Source organism: Mycobacterium sp., from assembly GCF_044342925.1.
Classification (GTDB): domain Bacteria; phylum Actinomycetota; class Actinomycetes; order Mycobacteriales; family Mycobacteriaceae; genus Mycobacterium.
This window is the reverse complement of record NZ_JBIIOV010000070.1, coordinates 1-15,286: the sequence shown is the minus strand read 5'-3', so window position 1 is coordinate 15,286 and position 15,286 is coordinate 1. Positions and strand designations below refer to the sequence as shown.

Sequence of the window (15,286 nt, the reverse complement as noted above, 5' to 3'; positions counted from 1 at the left end):
GTGCGTTCGGGCGGGTGAGGGGCGCAAGCCCGCTAGGCTCTTGCTCTCCGCCTTGCGCTTCGTGGACTTCGGGGAACTGTCCTTCGAACCGCAGCCCAGGGCGTCCCCGGTGGCAGCAGCGTCGTGTCGGACAACAGCCGTTTGAACTCGTCGATACCGGATCGGTTGTTGAAGGGTTAATCGGCCAGATTCCTGGTGTAGGAGAACTTCCGCCGCATGAAGGCCTTGATGGCCCTGATCTCGTCGCTGCTGTCACCGAGTCCCAGGCCGACCTAGACGCCACCGAATCTCATCGCCGGACTCCTCACCCATGCAGGCGGCAGAAGCGAGTACCTGTATTCACCCGGGCGACCCGTGTGCCAGTCGGCGGCTGGCCGTTGCCGCCCGCGGCAGAGCCGGCGTTTCCGATCTGGCATCTGACCGTTATGACTTGCTGCTCGTCCAGAACGGCCGGGCGTGACAGTGTCAGCGGCGTGGCACCCCCCGAAGCCCGCAAAACCGACAGCCGCCTGGCCGCGCGCTGCGCCGCCATCGCCTCCTTCGGCGCCGCGGTCATCCACATCGCCGCCGCGCCGATGCATTGGCGGGAATGGCTGCCGGCCGGGGTGTTCTTCGTCGCCCTCGCGCTGTTCCAACTGATCTGGGCAGCGATCACCTGGTCACGTCCGATGGGGTGGCTGCTCACCGTCGGCATCCTGGTCAACGGGGCTGCCGTCGCGTTGTGGGTGACCTCCCGCACGGCGGGACCGCCCGTGGGTCCCTTCGCCGGTCAGCCCGAGGCGGTCGACACCGCTGGTATCTGTGCCCTGCTGCTTCAGTGCTACGTCGTCATGGGTGCGGCGTGGGCGTGGATGCGGAGCATGGAAGCCCACCAGGTTCCCGCTTTCGGCCGGGCAGCGGTTCTGCTCGGCGCCAACACCGTGATGGCCGGCGCGGTGACGGTTGGTCTGGCCTCACTTTTCCAGGGCGGTCACCAGCACCACCACGGGACGGTCGAGGTGCAGGCCGAACACCACGTGATGCCGGAGCACCATCCGCCGGCAGCGGGTAGCGAACCCGCGAGCGCGCCGGTGACGGACATGGGACTTCAGACCGGAGACGGTGTCGCCGAGTCCTTGCTCGAGGCCGGGGCGGACCAGGTTCCCGTGACTCCTGATGCGCTGCAGGAGTCCCCCGAGGAGTCCGGCGCACACCACCACGATCACCCGTGATCCGCTTACGATCCAGCGGTGGCTGATCGCAACGTGTTCGGTGGACCGCTCGACCCGTGCGGCACCGAGCCGATGACCGGCTTCTACCGCGACGGCTGCTGTTCGAGCGGGCCGGAGGACCGCGGGCTGCACACCATCTGCGTGGTGGTCACCGCCGAGTTTCTCGACCACCAAAGGTCGATCGGCAACGACCTGAGCACGCCCATGCCGATGTACCGCTTTCCAGGCCTGGTGCCCGGCGACCGCTGGTGCGTCACCGCACGCAACTGGCTGCGAGCCCATGAGGACGGCCACGCCGCGCCGGTGGTGCTGGCCGCCACCCATGAGCGCACCCTCGATGTTGTGCCGCTGACGGTCCTGCGGGAATGTGCCGTCGATGTACCCGATGACCTCACCGGACTGTAGGGAGGACAAGACATGAGCCGGACGCGTCTCCTTCTGATCGCGGTGGTGGCCCTGTTCATCGGCCTCACGATCGGCAACGTCTTCGCCGTCCGCGAGGCGCCGAATCAGCGCCTGGCGCAGGAGCGTTGCGAGAAGGATGTGCTGGCTCGGCTGCCGTCGCCGGACTCGGCGAAGCTCGCCGAGCTGACGGTGGTGGAGTCACAACTGGACCCGGAGACCACGGACCTGTCCGCACTGAGCCGCGACTCCTTCAAGGGGGTCGACCGCTCAAACATCACGGTGCGCAGCGTCTCCGGGATTGTGCAGGTGCCGAACGCATTCGGCGACATGCTCAACGACCCGTTCACCTGCCGCGCCTACTTCGTCGACGACAAGCTGGTGGAGACGCTGGTGGTCTTCGAACACGCCCACTGACGTCAGTCCAGCAGCCCAGATCCCCAGAAGTCGCCGTCGTGCAGTCCTGGCGGGCAGGCGAATACCGCCGAGCCGGTGTGGGTGATGTACTCGGTGAGCAGATCGTTGGCGGCCAGTTGGGACTGCATGGGGACGAATTGCGTCATCGGGTTGCGCATGAAGGCGACGAAGAACAGCCCGGCGCCCCAACGGCGCCCCGGTGGACTTGGCCCGTCCGATCACCCGCTCCTGTTCCTTCAGGGTGGCGCGGTCCCACGGTTCGATGCGCATCCGGATCCGCCGGGAAACCAGATAAGTTCCGCCCGAGAGCCATTGCGGACTCTCGTCGCCGGATACCCCGACGTGCTCGTCGAGGGAATCGGTGTCCTCGGGCTTTGATGTTGGCGGTGCCGTCCTTGAAGCCGAACATGTTTCGCGGCGTGGACTGCTCGCGAGTTGTCGACGAGGTGCGGCCGAAGCCGAGCTGTGAATACCGCACCGCCGCGGTGCCGAACCCGACCCGGGCCAGATTGCGGATGGCGTGGACGGCGACCTGCGGATCGTTGGCGCAGGCCTGGACGACGATGTCGCCGCCGCAGCGTGACGGGTCGAGAGACTCGTTGGCGAACTTCGGCAGGTCGGCCAGGGGCTCGGGCCGCTGATCGGCGATGCCGAACCGGTCGCGTCCGTCCTTGACGAAGAAACCCAGCGGCAACCCGCCAGCTCCGTTGCGACGACGGCTTGAGGTGTCAGTGCCCGGCCGTCGAGTATTTCTGCAACTGGGCTTCCAGGTTGGCCGGGTTGACGATCATGCTGACCACGCCGCCGCCGTCGCAGCGGTCTTCCATGCCGAAGTTGGGCACGAAGTTGCGGATCAGGCCGTCGCGCACCAACTTCGACGGGTAGTGCGTCACCTTCGGCGGCCCGTCGGGTTTGGCGTTCCAGCCGATGGTGTCGGGGTCGGTACCCGGGTACGGGGCGGGCCGCAGCGCGAACGACGGGGTGTGGCTGAAGGTCACCGACGGGGCCATCCGGGTGAAGGTGCCCCATGGCCCGGGCTGGTCCACGGCGTGGTCGAGCAGGTCCTGCATGGTGATCGGCACGTAGGGCTCGGAGTCGACGGGTCCGACGAGTTCGGGTGCCAGCGTCGAACAGCGGGTCAGTGACGTGTCGACGCGCCAGAAGCCGCCCTTCTCCTCCCGTTCCGCCAGGGCCGCGACCACGCCGATGGCCAGCAGGTAGCCGGTGATGTGGTCGTTCATCAGGGCGGGCGTCACCGTCGGGGCGTCCAGGCCGAGTCCCTCGGAATGCACATGCATCGCGCCGCTGACGGCTTGGGCGATCTGTTCGAAGCCACGGTGGCTCGCCCACGGCGTGCCGGGCGGCGCCCACGACTCGGGTGCGTAGATCAGGTTGGGGTTGATCTGGCGCAGCTCTGCCTCGCTGAGCCCCAGGCGGTCCAGTGCACCGGGCCGCTGGCTGGAGATCAGCACGTCGGCCTCGCTGAGCATCTCGACGAACCGCTTCATGCCGGCGGGGTCTTTGAGGTCGGTCAGGATGGACTTCTTGCCGAAGTTGACGCTGAGCCAGATCGGGGTCACCCAGTCACCGCGCGGCGGGTGCACCAGGATCACGTCGGCGCCCTGCTCGGCCAGCAGGTAACCGCAACTCGGTCCGGCGACCACCTGGGTCAGGTCGACCACCCGAACACCCTCCAGCGGCCGGTATTTGGCCGTGCCCAGCACCCGCTTCTTGTCGGTGCCGTGCTGCTGGAAGTCGATCATCGGCAGCTTCGCGGTCGCCGCTCCCTGCGGGTGGGCCAGCCACTCCTCCGGGGTGCGCACAATGCCCAGGCCAAGGTTCAGCTTGCCGAAGACCTCCCGTTCCAGTTCCTCGGAGGTGTACTTCTCGACGGCGGCCTGCAGGGCCGGCTGAGAGTTCGCGCACTGAAAGTAGTCCAGGAATGCGTCACGCAGGTGTGGGTGCAGGCCGATCATGGTGACGAAGCGGCCGTCCTTGGCGCGGTAGGTGCCGTTGTCCGGGGTGATGGGCCAGGTGTCCAGCATGATTGAGTAGCCGTTGAGGAACACCGTCTGCAGCTCGTTGAGGTGAAACCCGCACAGCCGGCGGTTCAGCGTCATGGTCTGTGACGGCAGACCACGCACGGCGCCGATGTGCTCGACCACCGATCCGAACGCGGCCATCACGCCGGCGGCGTAGTCGTGCAACTTGATCGGGCTTGGCAGATACGAAGCCCCCTGTTCCACAGTTACTTTCGCCGGATCGACGGGGAAGGGCAGCGCACCGGTGACCGCGTCATAGGCCTTGCGCTGAATGGGGTCGGTGATCATGCGGGCTCCTCGTCGGCGGCAGTAACGACAACACTGTTGTCGATAGGGGGTGTCCTGTCAAGGCCGTCCGAGCCTGTGTCCGCGGAAGCGTCGTGACCACAAAAGGAACAGCCCCCCGTCGCTCGTGGCGACGAGGGGCTGCCTATCGCAGGACATCGTGTTGGGTTGCGCAACAAGTCAACCCGTCATCATCCCGCAGATGTCAGGTGAGTTCCTTGCGGATCGCGAAGGCGCCGCCGATCTCGAACAAGCCGACCACGACAAGCCATGCGCCGGAAACCAGAGCCAGCGCGGCGATCGAATCGAACGGATACGACAGCATGATCACGCCACCCAGGATGGTGATGATTCCGGCCAGGATGGCCCATCCGCGGCCGGGATAGCCGTGGTCGCTGATCGCCGCTGCGGTGGTCGCGACGCCGCGGAAGATGAAACCGATGCCGATCCAGATGGCCAGCAGCAGTAGGGCATAGCCCTCGCCGAAGTGGCGGAAGGCCAGAATCGCCAGGACCACCGACGCCGCCCCGCTGAGGAACATCAGGAACCGGGCCCCGCCCGAAACATGCAGTGCCAGCGCCAGGGCCACCTGCACTATGCCGCTGACCAGCAGGTACGCGCCGAACAGGGCGGAGGCGATGATGAGTGACTTGCCCGGCCAGGCGAGGATCAGTGCGCCGAGAGCCGCAGTGATGACACCCGAGGCCAGGGTCGTGGTCCACAGCCGGGATGCGAGCGTTCGCGTATGCCCGGTCTGGGGCTCGTAGGTGAGGTCGGTCATGGGGTCCCCTTTTGCATCGGTCGGACGCCGGGCGGTGGGACCGCGCGACATACGACAACGGTGTTGTCGAAAATACTGTTGTCGTTCATGAACGCGGTGTCAAGCTGACAGCGCCGCGCTCTGGCTGTTGGGCGACTTATGAATGCGCCGGGTCTGGTCGCACCGTGCGCAACGTCGCGCCTAGCGCTTAGGGCTTCTCGGTGTAGAGCACCACGCTGGCAAAGTTGCGGTACAGCCAGCCAAGCAGCGGGAGCGCGGCTTTGGGGGAGCTGGCGATATGGAAGGCAATCTTCTCGCGGGACGGCCTCCGGGCGTCGCAACGGAGTCCATGGCGGTGGAACGTCTCGATGGTGTCGCGCAGCGGCCGGTAGAACGTCTCGTCCTCGCTGAACGCGTTGTAGATCGCCGCCCTGTCGTTGTGGGGCAGATCCTCGAAAAACTTCGCGCCGACACCGGCTCGCAGGAGCCCGCTGACGGCGCCGCGGCGCAGGGCACCCTTGGGGAGCCAATGTGGGTCGCGCGCACGCTGATCGCCGGCGCGGCCACCGGAATGGCGTTGGCCGCCGGTGATTCCCGTAGGCCGGGGTCGGACGACGTGACCCGGTCCACCTCCTCCACCGGGTCATCGCTCATCGGTCCATCATCACCGCCTGGCTGATCGTCGCCGGTCTGGGATGATCGGGGCAGGGAGTGGAGGAAGCAGTGAATCACTGGCTGGCGTTGGCAGTTGCGGCGATATTTCTGTGGCTGGGGATGGTGCTGGCCATCTCGTTCCTGGAGGCGCCGCTGAAGTTCCGCGCCCCCGGCGTGACGATCCAGATCGGCCCGGGGATCGGTCGGCTGGTGTTCCGTGCCCTCAACATCTGCGAGGTGGCACTGGCTGCGGTGGCCCTGGTCGGGGTGGTGCTGGGCGGGCCGCCGCTGTCGGTGTCCGTGGCCCTGGGAGTGGCCGTCGCCGCGCTGGGGGCTCAGGTCGTCGGGGTTCGCCCCGCGCTGACCCGGCGCTCGGATGCCGTGCTGGCCGACGCTGCCGTGGCCGAGTCCGGCCGATCCCATGCGCACCTGGTCTACGTCGGCTTTGAAGCGGCGAAGGTGGTGGCACTGGTGGTCAGCGGCATCCTGCTGCTGGCTTGGTTCTGAAGAGGTTCTGAAGGGATCGGATATGGACGGAATTTCACTGACACGGCTCGCCGAGGAGCAGTTGGACGTCGCGCGATCCGCACGCGCCGGACGCTCGGCGCACACCGTGCACGGCGGCAGTGACCACATGCTCAAGCAGACCCTGATGGCGCTGACCGGGGGAACCGAGATGGGCGAACACAACAGCCCCGGTCAGGCCACCCTGCAGGTGCTGCGGGGGCAGGTGCGGGTGACGGCCGGCACCGACACCTGGACGGGCGGCCCCGGCGATCTGCTGGTGCTGCCGGGCGAACGCCACAATCTGCACGCCGACTCCGACGCGGTGGTGCTGCTGACGGTGCTGGCCGACAGCCGTGCGGCCCAGTAGTCAGTAGGGGTAGTCGGCTAGGTCGGTAGTGCCGTGCCGGCTGTCTGCGTCGACGGCGAGCAACGCCGGCACCATCTCGCAGGTGACCAGTCCGCGGCCGGCGGTCAGGGCGTCGACGATGTCGAAGCCGGCAGCGACGCGGCTCGGGGTGTCGATGATGACCGTCATCACCGGAACCTGCCGGCCGAACTGGAAAGCCTTGTCGCCGTGGGGTTCCCGGTCGCCCTGGAATCCCCATACCCCGCGAAGGACTGTCGCCCCGCTGGCTCCGGTCTCCCATAACCGGCGTACCAGCGCCCGATGGATCGGCACCCCGTCATGCAGGTCGGCTTCGGAGGTGAACACCATCAGTTTTTGCCACAACCGGCGGCCTTGATCGTCGGACTCCGGCAGCGCGGGTGGGCGGCGTAGCAGGCGCCCACCGTTTTTGCACACCTGGGCCCGCTCCACCGTCATCAATGGGCGGTTCAGCAGCGTATCGAGTTCAGCGACCGTCGTGCGCACCTGCGCACTGGTGCCCACGGCGATGATCATCAGCGGCACGTCGGCGTTGTTGCCGACGAATCGGGCCCGGCGACGTTCGCCGTGCGCGGTCCCGTCGACCCCGAGAAAGACTGAGGCGCCGTCGAATCCGTGCCGACGCAGCAGGGCACACACGGCCTTGTAGGCCGGCACCCCGTCGGCGCGCCGTTTGCGTCCGACGTAGATGGTGAGTTTCACCGAGTCGTCGCCGTCGCGAAGCGGCACCGCCGGAACGTCGCCGTCGAGCAACCGGGCGCGTTCCACGGTGATCAGCCCGCTGGTCGTCATGGCGGCGACCTCACCGGCGAGCGCTCGGATGGTCTGCGCGGTGTCGACGGCCGCGACGGCCACCGCTGGGTCCTCCGACAGCGTCAACGACTCGTCGGTGCGGATGATGCGCCGGTGTCCGAAACCGGAGATGCCGCGCAGCATCACACTGGTGACGACGCGGCGCTGCGCGAACAGGTCGAACATCTCGTCGGCGAGGAACCCCGAACCTGCGCGCTCGCGTTCGGCGAAGTATGCGGTGAGCTTGAGCGCGCCGTCGGTCACAGCAGACCCGCGATCGTCTGGCCCGCCGCCGCCGCAGCGACCCCAAGCACGACGCTAACCACGATGTTCGCTCCCGCCAGCCAGGCCCGACGCTCCTCGGTGAGCCGCTGGGTTTCGTACATCCAGGTGGAGAAGGTGGTGTACGCCCCGACGAAGGCGGTGCCCGCCAGCAGCGAGGCGTGATGCGGCAGCGCCAGGCCGGTGAGGAAACCGAGCAGCACCGCGCCGGTGATGTTGACCGTCAGCGTGCCGAACGGGAACGACCGGGCCACCCGGCGCGCGACGGCGCGGTCGACCATGAAACGTGCCACCGATCCCAGGCCGCCGATGACGAGTACTCCCGCCCACAGTGCCGCGCTCACCAGTGCCGCGCTCACCGCAAAGACACCCTGCGGGCCAGTGCCGTCGCCGCATACACCGCGACCAGGCCCGCTATCACGCTGACCACCGTGTAGCCGGCGGCCAGACCGTAGTGGTGCCGTTCGATCATCTGCACCGTCTCCACCTGCATGGTGGAGAACGTCGTCAGCCCCCCGCACAGCCCGGTGCCCAGCAGCGGGCGCCGATAGGCCGACAGCGGAAGGCGTTCCAGCAGCCGGGTGGTGACGAACCCGAGGATGAACGCGCCGACGATATTGACGGTGAACGTCGCCCACGGCCAGTGCCCGGGAGGAGGCGCGGTCAGCGTGGCCAGCGCCGCGCGGACGGCGGTACCGACCGCCCCGCCGACGAACACCGCACCCAATTCCCGGTTGTCGTGGCCGAACACCGGATCAGTATTGCCTTCCGACGGCAGAATCGGGTTATGGCGGCCAATCCCCGCGCCGGGCAACCGGCGCTCCCCGAAGACCTCATCGACGTGCCGCACCTGGTGACGGCGTACTACACCGTGCAACCCGATCCCGACGACATCGCCCAGCAGGTGGCGTTCGGCACCTCCGGGCACCGCGGGTCCAGCCTGGACGGCGCTTTCAACGAGGCGCACATTCTGGCCACCACGCAGGCGATCGCGGAGTACCGCGCCGCCCAGGGCACCGACGGCCCGCTGTTCATCGGCCGCGACACCCACGGGCTGTCCGAACCGGCCTGGGCGTCGGCGCTGGAGGTGCTGGCCGCCAATGACATTGCGGTGATGGTTGATTCGGCCGACCGGTACACCCCGACGCCGGCGGTCAGCCACGCGATTCTGACCTACAACCGGGGCCGGGGCTCCGGGCTGTCCGACGGGATCGTTGTCACCCCGTCGCACAACCCGCCGCGTGACGGCGGCTTCAAATACAATCCGCCCAACGGCGGCCCGGCCGACACCGACGCCACCAGCGTCATCGCCAAGCGCGCCAACGAGATTCTGCGCGGCGGGCTGCGCGAGGTGAAGCGGGTGGGGCTGGCCAAGGCCCTGGCCCACGCTCAGCGACACGATTACCTGGACGCCTACGTCTCGGATCTGCCGAACGTCGTCGACATCCACGCCATCCGTGCCGAAGGAATCCGCATCGGGGCCGACCCGCTCGGCGGGGCCAGCGTGGACTACTGGGCCGCGATCGCAGAACGGCACAACCTCGACATGACCGTGGTCAACCCGTTGGTGGACGCCACCTGGCGGTTCATGACGCTGGACACCGACGGCAAGATCCGGATGGACTGCAGTTCGCCGAACGCGATGGCGTCGCTGATCGCCAACCGCGACAAGTTCCAGATCGCCACCGGCAACGACGCCGACGCCGACCGGCACGGCATCGTCACTCCCGACGCCGGGCTGATGAACCCCAACCACTACCTGGCCGTGGCCATCGACTACCTCTACACCCACCGGCCGGAGTGGCCGTCCAGCGTCGCGGTCGGCAAGACGGCGGTGAGTTCGTCGATCATCGACCGGGTGGTGGCCGGGCTGGGCCGCACACTGCTGGAGGTGCCCGTCGGCTTCAAGTGGTTCGTCGACGGATTGTTCAGCGGCACAATTGGATTCGGCGGGGAGGAATCAGCCGGGGCGTCGTTCCTGCGCCGCGACGGCTCGGTGTGGACCACCGACAAGGACGGCATCATCCTGGCGCTGCTCGCCTCGGAGATCCTGGCCGTCACCGGTAAGACGCCGTCGCAGCGCTACGCCGAACTGGCCGAGAAATACGGAGCGCCGTCGTATGCGCGGATGGACGCCCCCGCCAACCGCGAGCAGAAGGCCCGACTGGCCAAGCTGTCGCCCGATCAGGTGAGCGCCACCGAACTGGCGGGGGAGCCGATCCTCGCCAAGCTGACCAACGCGCCGGGCAACGGAGCCGCGATCGGCGGGCTGAAGGTCACCACCGCCAGCGGCTGGTTTGCTGCGCGTCCGTCGGGCACTGAGGACGTCTACAAGATCTATGCCGAGTCCTTCAAGGGTCCCGAGCACTTGGCGGAGGTGCAGCAGGCCGCCCGGGAGTTGGTTAATACAGTCATTGGGTGAGTTGGATCGCGCGGGAGGCGTCCTCGGAGGCGAAGGTCGCGCTGCCCCGCGAGGTGTGGTCGCTGATCGGGGCCAACGCCGTGATCGCGCTCGGTTACGGGGTGGTGGCCCCGGTGCTGCCCCAACTGGCGCGCCACTTCGGGGTGAGCATCAGCGCGGCGACGTTCGTGATCACCGCCTTCGCGGTGATGCGACTGCTGGCCGCACCGCCGACCGGGTTCCTGGTCCAGCGGCTGGGGGAGCGGCGGATCTACGTCAGCGGCGTGCTGATCGTCGCGCTGTCCACCGCGGCCTGCGCCTTCGCGCACACCTACTGGCAGCTGCTGCTGTTCCGGGCGCTGGGCGGGATCGGGTCGACGATGTTCTTCGTCTCGGCGCTGGGCCTGATGATCCGGATGAGCCCGCCCGACGCCCGCGGCCGGGTGGCCGGGATGTTCTCCGGGGCGTTCCTGGTCGGGTCGGTGGCCGGGCCGGTGGTGGGCAGCCTCACCGCCGGGCTGGGCCTCAGCGCGCCGTTCGTCATCTACGGGGCGCTGCTGCTATTCGCGGCGGCGGTGGTGCTGGTGAGCCTGCGCAACTCGCCGCTGGCCGGGCCTTCGGACTCCGACGAACCGGTGGTGACGGTTCGAGTGGCGTTGCGCCACCGGGCCTATTGCTCGGCGCTGCTGAGTAACTTCGCCACCGGCTGGTCGCTGTTCGGCCTGCGGTTCGCCTTGGTGCCGCTGTTCGTCGTCGAGGTGCTGGCCCAGAGCGCCGGTATCGCCGGGCTGGCGTTGGCGGCGTTCGCGGTGGGCAACGTGGCTGTGGTGATGTACAGCGGGCGGCTATCGGACCGGATCGGGCGGCGTCCGCTGCTGATCGTCGGCCTGGCCGCCTCCGGGGTGACGACGGCGGTGCTCGGCCTAGCGCACTCGCTGCCGGTGTTCATGGGTCTGGCGGTGCTGGCCGGGGCGGCCTCGGGGGTCTACAACTCCCCGCAGCAGGCGGCCGTGGCCGACATCATCGGCAAAGCCAGAGGCGGCACAGCGATCGCCACGTTCCAGATGATGTCGGACTTCGGGTCGATCGTCGGCTCGTTCGGGGTCGGTCTGCTGGCCCAGCAGCTGTCGTTCGCGTGGGCCTTCGGGATCAGCGGGGCGATCCTGCTGCTGGCGGCGGTGGGGTGGATGTTCGCCCCGGAGACCCGCGACCAGTCGCCGCTGGAGCACACCCCAGTGCGGGCGCTGGGGCCGGAGGCGGCCGGGGAGCTGCCGTAGGCCGGCCGGGCGGGATGTTGCAAGTGCCCGGCTTCGAGCGACAAAGTCTTTTCCCAGGTTGGCGGGCCTCCCACGTGTCGCTCAGAGGCGGGCAAAAGTGTTGGTGGTTTTGAGGGCGCCGGGCCGGTGGTGTAGTTTCGACCACGCATCTGGGGCTATGGCGCAGTTGGTAGCGCACCACACTGGCAGTGTGGGGGTCAGGGGTTCGAATCCCCTTAGCTCCACCCACGAGACATTCGAATCACGCACGCTCAAAGCCCCCCCGCGGGCGCGTGGCGCACGGAAACTCTAGGCTTCCTCCCATGCCTCGTATCACCGTTATCTTCTCGTTCATCTACATCGCGCTCGGCCTGGGCGGCTACTTACTGACCGGCGGCGTCCACAAGACCGCGCTGATCCCGGCCGTCATCGGCGTCGTGCTGCTGGTCCTCGGGCTGCTGGGCAGCAAGGAGAATCTGCGGATGCACGTCATGCACGCCGCCCTGCTGGTGGGCCTACTCGCCCTGCTGGGCACCGCCCGCGCGCTGCTGAAGCTCCCCGCCGCGTTCGACGGCACCGCCGAGCGGCCCGGGGCCGTCTTCGCCCAGGCCGCCACCGCTCTGCTGTCGATCGTCTTCCTGGGCCTCGGGGTGCGGTCCTTCATCGCGGCTCGGCGTGCCAGGGCGGGCTCAGCCACCCGCTGATGGCGGCCGAACCGCCCGACATCGCCGGCGTTCGACGCTCCTTCGTCGACGCCCGCGGGGTGCGCTTCCACGTCACCGAGGCCGGGCCGGTGGACGGCCGGCCGGTGATCGCGCTGCACGGGTGGCCGCAACACCACTGGGTCTACCGCGACCTGCTCGCCGACCCGCCGCCGGGACTGCGGATCATCGCCCCCGACCTGCCCGGGTACGGCTGGTCGGGCCCGCCGCCGCACCGCTGGGCCAAGGAGGACGTCGCCCAGGACGTGCTGGCCCTGATGGACGTCCTCGGGGTGGATAAGGCCTTGCTCGTCGCCCACGACTGGGGCGGGTTCGTGGCCTACCGGATGCTGCTGGCCGCGCCGGAGCGCTTCGACGGCTACCTGGCGTGCAACATGGCCCACCCCTGGCAGACCCCGAAGACCACGCTGCCGCACTTCTGGCGGTTTCTGGCCTACCAGCCGTTCGTGGCCAGCATCGGGATGGCTTTGCAGCAGCGCACCAAGTACCTGGAAAAAGTGATCTTCGGCTTCGGCCCCAAGCGGCACCGGGTCAGCCCGGCCGACGCCAGGATCTACGCCGCCCGGTTCCGCGATCCGGTGTGCGCCCGCACCGCCACCGACACCTACCGCACCTTCCTGCTGCGCGAACTGCCCGAGGCTGCACGGCATCCCGAGCAGCGACGCGCGACGGTCCCGATCCGCGCCCTGTTCGGTATGGCCGACTTCGCCATCCACCCGTCGCTGGCGTCGCCGGCCACCGCCAAAGCCGACGACTACACCTTCGAGCGGGTCGACGCGGGACACTTCATCATCGATGAGCGCCCCGACCTGGTTCGGGAGCGGCTGATCGCGCTGGCCAACGAAACGAGCCACGAGTAACCAAGTGCGACTGACTCAGCTCGCCGCCCACCCCGTCACGCCGACGATGCGGCACACCAGGATCCGGTGAAACGGGGCGTCGGTGTACTGCGGCACCGCATGGGAAAGGCGCTCGGCGAGGCCGTCGACCACGGGCCTAGGCGGGTCCGGCACGTACCCAAGACTGGCCCGTACCCACCACAGTCGCGACCAGTCGGCCGGGTCCCACTGCTCGACGAGAAGCGCCGCGCGCGGGTCAGCCGCCAGGTTGTCTTCGCGGCGTAATCGGTTCGAGGACTTGGGTTTTACCGAGTCGACAGGCACACCGACGTGGCCGTCGACCACCGCGTACACCACGGGCACCGGGTCGGGACCACGCTCGGGATGCAGCGTGCAGAGCACCCCGTGCAGGCCGGCGGCCAGCCGGGCGTGCGCGTCCAGCGAACTCAGCTTCATTGGTCCCGCCGTGCGAACAGGTAGTACTGCATCACCTGGCGTTTCGGGTCTTTCTCGGCGCGCCACACGGTCAGCACGTGGCCGCGCCGCCAGTTCTCGACCCCGACGTCGTTGCCCACCATGACACTATTGCCCTGGCCGGCCGGCCGGCCGGCCCGGCCTCCTGCGACGCCACGACATCACCGCCGGTGTCCATGACTGCGGTGTTGACCAGGACGACGTTGCGCAATCCCGCCAGGTCCACCGTTTTCGACAGCGACGCCGGTTCGCGGCGCTGGACCCGGTGCAGGCGCCGGTCTATCCAGCTACCGATCGCGGGTGTGCTGGCTGGGTGGGTGTTCCGCCCGCGCCGGACTGCCAACTTCTTGGACCGAACACCGCCGATCCGTAGTCGATCTCGGCTAGCGTCCCGTTATGGCGCTTCGCCGGAATGTGCTGGCCGCTGCCGTGGCGATTCCGATCGCTGCGCTGCTGGCGGCTGCCCCGGCCTGGAGCGCAACAGCACTGACAGTCAGCGGCACCCGCGGATCAGAGGACCCGCCCTTCCCCGAACAGCTGGTGCCGGGATACTTCGCCGGCGATACGGTGACGCGGATCGACTACCCGGCCGCCCTGGTCGGGATGGACAAATCCATCGCGGTCGCCGCCGCCGGGATCGTCGCCGGGATCGCCGACACCGTCGGCCCGCTGATAGTGGCCGGCTTCAGCCAGGGTGCGATCGCCGTCGGTTACGCCAAGCAGGAACTGATGGCTCTGCCGCTGGAACAGCGTCCCGATCCGGAGCTGTTGAGTTTCCTGACGATCGGCGATCCGTCCGGACCCGCCGGGATCTTCCACTCGCTGCTGGGCCGGGTGCCGCTGATCGAGCTGACGCCATTCATTCCGCCCGATACTCCCTATCGAACCGTCATCGTTAACGGCGAATATGACGGCTGGGCTGACTACCCCGACCGCCCGACGAACGTGCTCAGCGTGGTCAACGCACTGCTGGGCACCATCTATGTGCACGGCCGCTATGAGGACATTCCGGGCGGTCTGGACCTGAGAGCCGTCCCGCGCTCCAACATCAACACCGTCGTCAACAGCCTCGGCGGCAGCACCACCAGCTATCTCGTCCCGACTGAGAAGCTCCCGCTGGTGCAACCCCTGCGCGACATCGGGATTCCGGAACCGGTGGTGGCCGCCATCGAGCAGCCGCTGAAGGTGATCGTCGACGGCGGGTACTCGCGCAACGACGCCCCCGACGCCGCGGCGGTGATTCCGCGGGGCGCGACGTCCGTGCGACCGGAGTCTCTGACTCAGCCGGAGCCGGAGAGCCAGCCGGAGCCGGAGAGCCAGCTGGAGGTACTCGACCAGCTGAGGCCCGTCGCCGACCCCCAGCCCGGGGCGCCCAACTCCCGCGCCGAGCAGGCCGGCCCCAACGAGCCCACCCGGCATCGCCGTGCGCCGGGCCGGTCCGGAGCCGCGGCGTAACGACGCATCGACGCGTCGATGTGATGGGATCGGGCGGTAATGAGCGCGGTAATGAGCATGGTCATCTCCAGACGGATCGCCGCCGCCGCGGCGGCCGGCGCCTTCGCCGCGACCGGGATCGGGTACGCCCTCGCCGCACCCCCCGTACCGCCTGCCGCACCCGCCGCCGAGACCCCGGCAGCACCGCCCACGACGCCTGCCGACCCGGCACCGGTATCAGTCGGTCCGACCGTCCATCCCGTCACCGCCGCCGAACTGGGCGACACCTGGCGACCCGGCTGCCCGGTCGGGCCCGAAGAACTGCGCAGGGTCGAACTGGACTACCTCGGCATGGACGGTCAGACCCACCGCGGCAACCTTGTGGTGAACTCCGACTCGGTCGACGACATCGTCGCCATCTTC

At 68.4% G+C, this 15,286-nt stretch carries 18 protein-coding genes, 1 tRNA gene and 2 pseudogenes; 13 read left to right on the top strand and 8 right to left on the bottom strand.

Going from position 1 to position 15,286, the window contains the following annotated elements; translation table 11 throughout:
• The first annotated feature begins 473 nt into the window (after positions 1–473).
• The 3 genes from ADBZ6I_RS09360 to ADBZ6I_RS09350 are packed head-to-tail and all read left to right on the top strand — an operon-like array spanning position 474 to position 2,030.
• The gene (locus tag ADBZ6I_RS09360; protein ID WP_526383095.1) at positions 474–1,211 is read left to right on the top strand and encodes a hypothetical protein; all 738 of its coding nucleotides are present in this window, start codon (positions 474–476) and stop codon (positions 1,209–1,211) included.
• An 18-nt stretch (positions 1,212–1,229) separates the two neighbouring features.
• A complete protein-coding gene (locus ADBZ6I_RS09355) occupies positions 1,230–1,616 on the top strand; it encodes a DUF2237 family protein (RefSeq protein WP_526383093.1) in 387 nt (128 codons plus the stop codon).
• Between the two features lie 12 nt (positions 1,617–1,628).
• Positions 1,629–2,030 carry a hypothetical protein gene (locus ADBZ6I_RS09350; RefSeq protein ID WP_526383091.1) on the top strand — a complete coding sequence of 134 codons (402 nt, stop codon included), beginning with the start codon at positions 1,629–1,631 and terminating at the stop codon, positions 2,028–2,030.
• 2 nt (positions 2,031–2,032) lie between these two features.
• Here ADBZ6I_RS09350 and ADBZ6I_RS09345 read toward each other — a convergent pair.
• The 3 genes and pseudogenes from ADBZ6I_RS09345 to ADBZ6I_RS09335 form a co-directional block, all read right to left on the bottom strand.
• Positions 2,033–2,781 (bottom strand): annotated as a pseudogene (locus ADBZ6I_RS09345) (Dyp-type peroxidase); the annotation flags it as partial.
• Positions 2,759–3,793: a CoA transferase gene (locus ADBZ6I_RS09340; protein WP_526383099.1), complete on the bottom strand. Its 1,035-nt coding sequence runs from the start codon at positions 3,791–3,793 to the stop codon at positions 2,759–2,761. The pseudogene ADBZ6I_RS09345 and the gene ADBZ6I_RS09340, both read right to left, overlap by 23 nt.
• A 769-nt stretch (positions 3,794–4,562) precedes the next feature.
• On the bottom strand, positions 4,563–5,138 hold the full coding sequence (locus ADBZ6I_RS09335; RefSeq protein WP_526383089.1) for an HdeD family acid-resistance protein: 576 nt from the start codon (positions 5,136–5,138) through the stop codon (positions 4,563–4,565).
• A gap of 418 nt (positions 5,139–5,556) precedes the next feature.
• Here ADBZ6I_RS09335 and ADBZ6I_RS09330 point away from each other — a divergent pair, with 418 nt between their 5' ends.
• The 3 genes from ADBZ6I_RS09330 (at position 5,557) to ADBZ6I_RS09320 (ending at position 6,645) form a co-directional block, all read left to right on the top strand.
• Positions 5,557–5,796: a hypothetical protein gene (locus ADBZ6I_RS09330; RefSeq protein WP_526383087.1), complete on the top strand. Its 240-nt coding sequence runs from the start codon at positions 5,557–5,559 to the stop codon at positions 5,794–5,796.
• Positions 5,797–5,891: 95 nt separating this feature from the next.
• Positions 5,892–6,278 (top strand): hypothetical protein, encoded by a 387-nt coding sequence (locus tag ADBZ6I_RS09325; RefSeq protein WP_526383097.1) that lies wholly within the window; start codon positions 5,892–5,894, stop codon positions 6,276–6,278.
• Between the two features lie 22 nt (positions 6,279–6,300).
• Positions 6,301–6,645, top strand: a complete 345-nt coding sequence (locus tag ADBZ6I_RS09320; RefSeq protein ID WP_526383085.1) for a cupin domain-containing protein — start codon at positions 6,301–6,303, stop codon at positions 6,643–6,645.
• Here the strand turns inward: ADBZ6I_RS09320 and ADBZ6I_RS09315 are convergent, their stop codons facing one another.
• Genes ADBZ6I_RS09315 through crcB (ADBZ6I_RS09305) form a run of 3 tightly spaced genes read right to left on the bottom strand, consistent with a single transcriptional unit; the run spans position 6,646 to position 8,488 of the window.
• Positions 6,646–7,719, bottom strand: a complete 1,074-nt coding sequence (locus tag ADBZ6I_RS09315) for a DUF190 domain-containing protein (RefSeq protein ID WP_526383083.1) — start codon at positions 7,717–7,719, stop codon at positions 6,646–6,648.
• Positions 7,716–8,096 carry a fluoride efflux transporter CrcB gene (gene crcB, locus ADBZ6I_RS09310; RefSeq protein WP_526383081.1) on the bottom strand — a complete coding sequence of 127 codons (381 nt, stop codon included), beginning with the start codon at positions 8,094–8,096 and terminating at the stop codon, positions 7,716–7,718. The genes ADBZ6I_RS09315 and crcB (ADBZ6I_RS09310) overlap by 4 nt, the downstream gene beginning before the upstream one ends.
• Positions 8,093–8,488, bottom strand: a complete 396-nt coding sequence (gene crcB, locus ADBZ6I_RS09305; RefSeq protein WP_526383079.1) for a fluoride efflux transporter CrcB — start codon at positions 8,486–8,488, stop codon at positions 8,093–8,095. The genes crcB (ADBZ6I_RS09310) and crcB (ADBZ6I_RS09305) overlap by 4 nt, the downstream gene beginning before the upstream one ends.
• A gap of 36 nt (positions 8,489–8,524) precedes the next feature.
• Here crcB (ADBZ6I_RS09305) and pgm point away from each other — a divergent pair, with 36 nt between their 5' ends.
• From pgm to ADBZ6I_RS09280, 5 genes are all read left to right on the top strand, one after another.
• On the top strand, positions 8,525–10,159 hold the full coding sequence (pgm, locus tag ADBZ6I_RS09300; RefSeq protein WP_526383077.1) for a phosphoglucomutase (alpha-D-glucose-1,6-bisphosphate-dependent): 1,635 nt from the start codon (positions 8,525–8,527) through the stop codon (positions 10,157–10,159).
• Positions 10,156–11,415: an MFS transporter gene (locus ADBZ6I_RS09295; protein ID WP_526383075.1), complete on the top strand. Its 1,260-nt coding sequence runs from the start codon at positions 10,156–10,158 to the stop codon at positions 11,413–11,415. The genes pgm and ADBZ6I_RS09295 overlap by 4 nt, the downstream gene beginning before the upstream one ends.
• Positions 11,416–11,566: 151 nt before the next feature.
• Positions 11,567–11,639 (top strand) — tRNA-Ala (locus ADBZ6I_RS09290).
• 78 nt (positions 11,640–11,717) lie between these two features.
• A complete protein-coding gene (locus ADBZ6I_RS09285; protein ID WP_526383073.1) occupies positions 11,718–12,098 on the top strand; it encodes a hypothetical protein in 381 nt (126 codons plus the stop codon).
• Positions 12,098–12,976, top strand: coding sequence for an alpha/beta fold hydrolase (locus ADBZ6I_RS09280; RefSeq protein WP_526383071.1), 879 nt, complete (start codon positions 12,098–12,100; stop codon positions 12,974–12,976). The genes ADBZ6I_RS09285 and ADBZ6I_RS09280 overlap by 1 nt, the downstream gene beginning before the upstream one ends.
• Before the next feature lie 15 nt (positions 12,977–12,991).
• Here ADBZ6I_RS09280 and ADBZ6I_RS09275 read toward each other — a convergent pair whose 3' ends face one another.
• Positions 12,992–13,411, bottom strand: a complete 420-nt coding sequence (locus ADBZ6I_RS09275; RefSeq protein WP_526383069.1) for a PNPOx family protein — start codon at positions 13,409–13,411, stop codon at positions 12,992–12,994.
• Positions 13,408–13,533, bottom strand: coding sequence for a hypothetical protein (locus tag ADBZ6I_RS09270; protein ID WP_526383067.1), 126 nt, complete (start codon positions 13,531–13,533; stop codon positions 13,408–13,410). The genes ADBZ6I_RS09275 and ADBZ6I_RS09270 overlap by 4 nt, the downstream gene beginning before the upstream one ends.
• A 292-nt stretch (positions 13,534–13,825) precedes the next feature.
• Here ADBZ6I_RS09270 and ADBZ6I_RS09265 point away from each other — a divergent pair, with 292 nt between their 5' ends.
• On the top strand, positions 13,826–14,884 hold the full coding sequence (locus ADBZ6I_RS09265; protein WP_526383065.1) for a PE-PPE domain-containing protein: 1,059 nt from the start codon (positions 13,826–13,828) through the stop codon (positions 14,882–14,884).
• A gap of 51 nt (positions 14,885–14,935) precedes the next feature.
• Positions 14,936–15,286: pseudogene (locus ADBZ6I_RS09260) on the top strand (M15 family metallopeptidase); the annotation flags it as partial.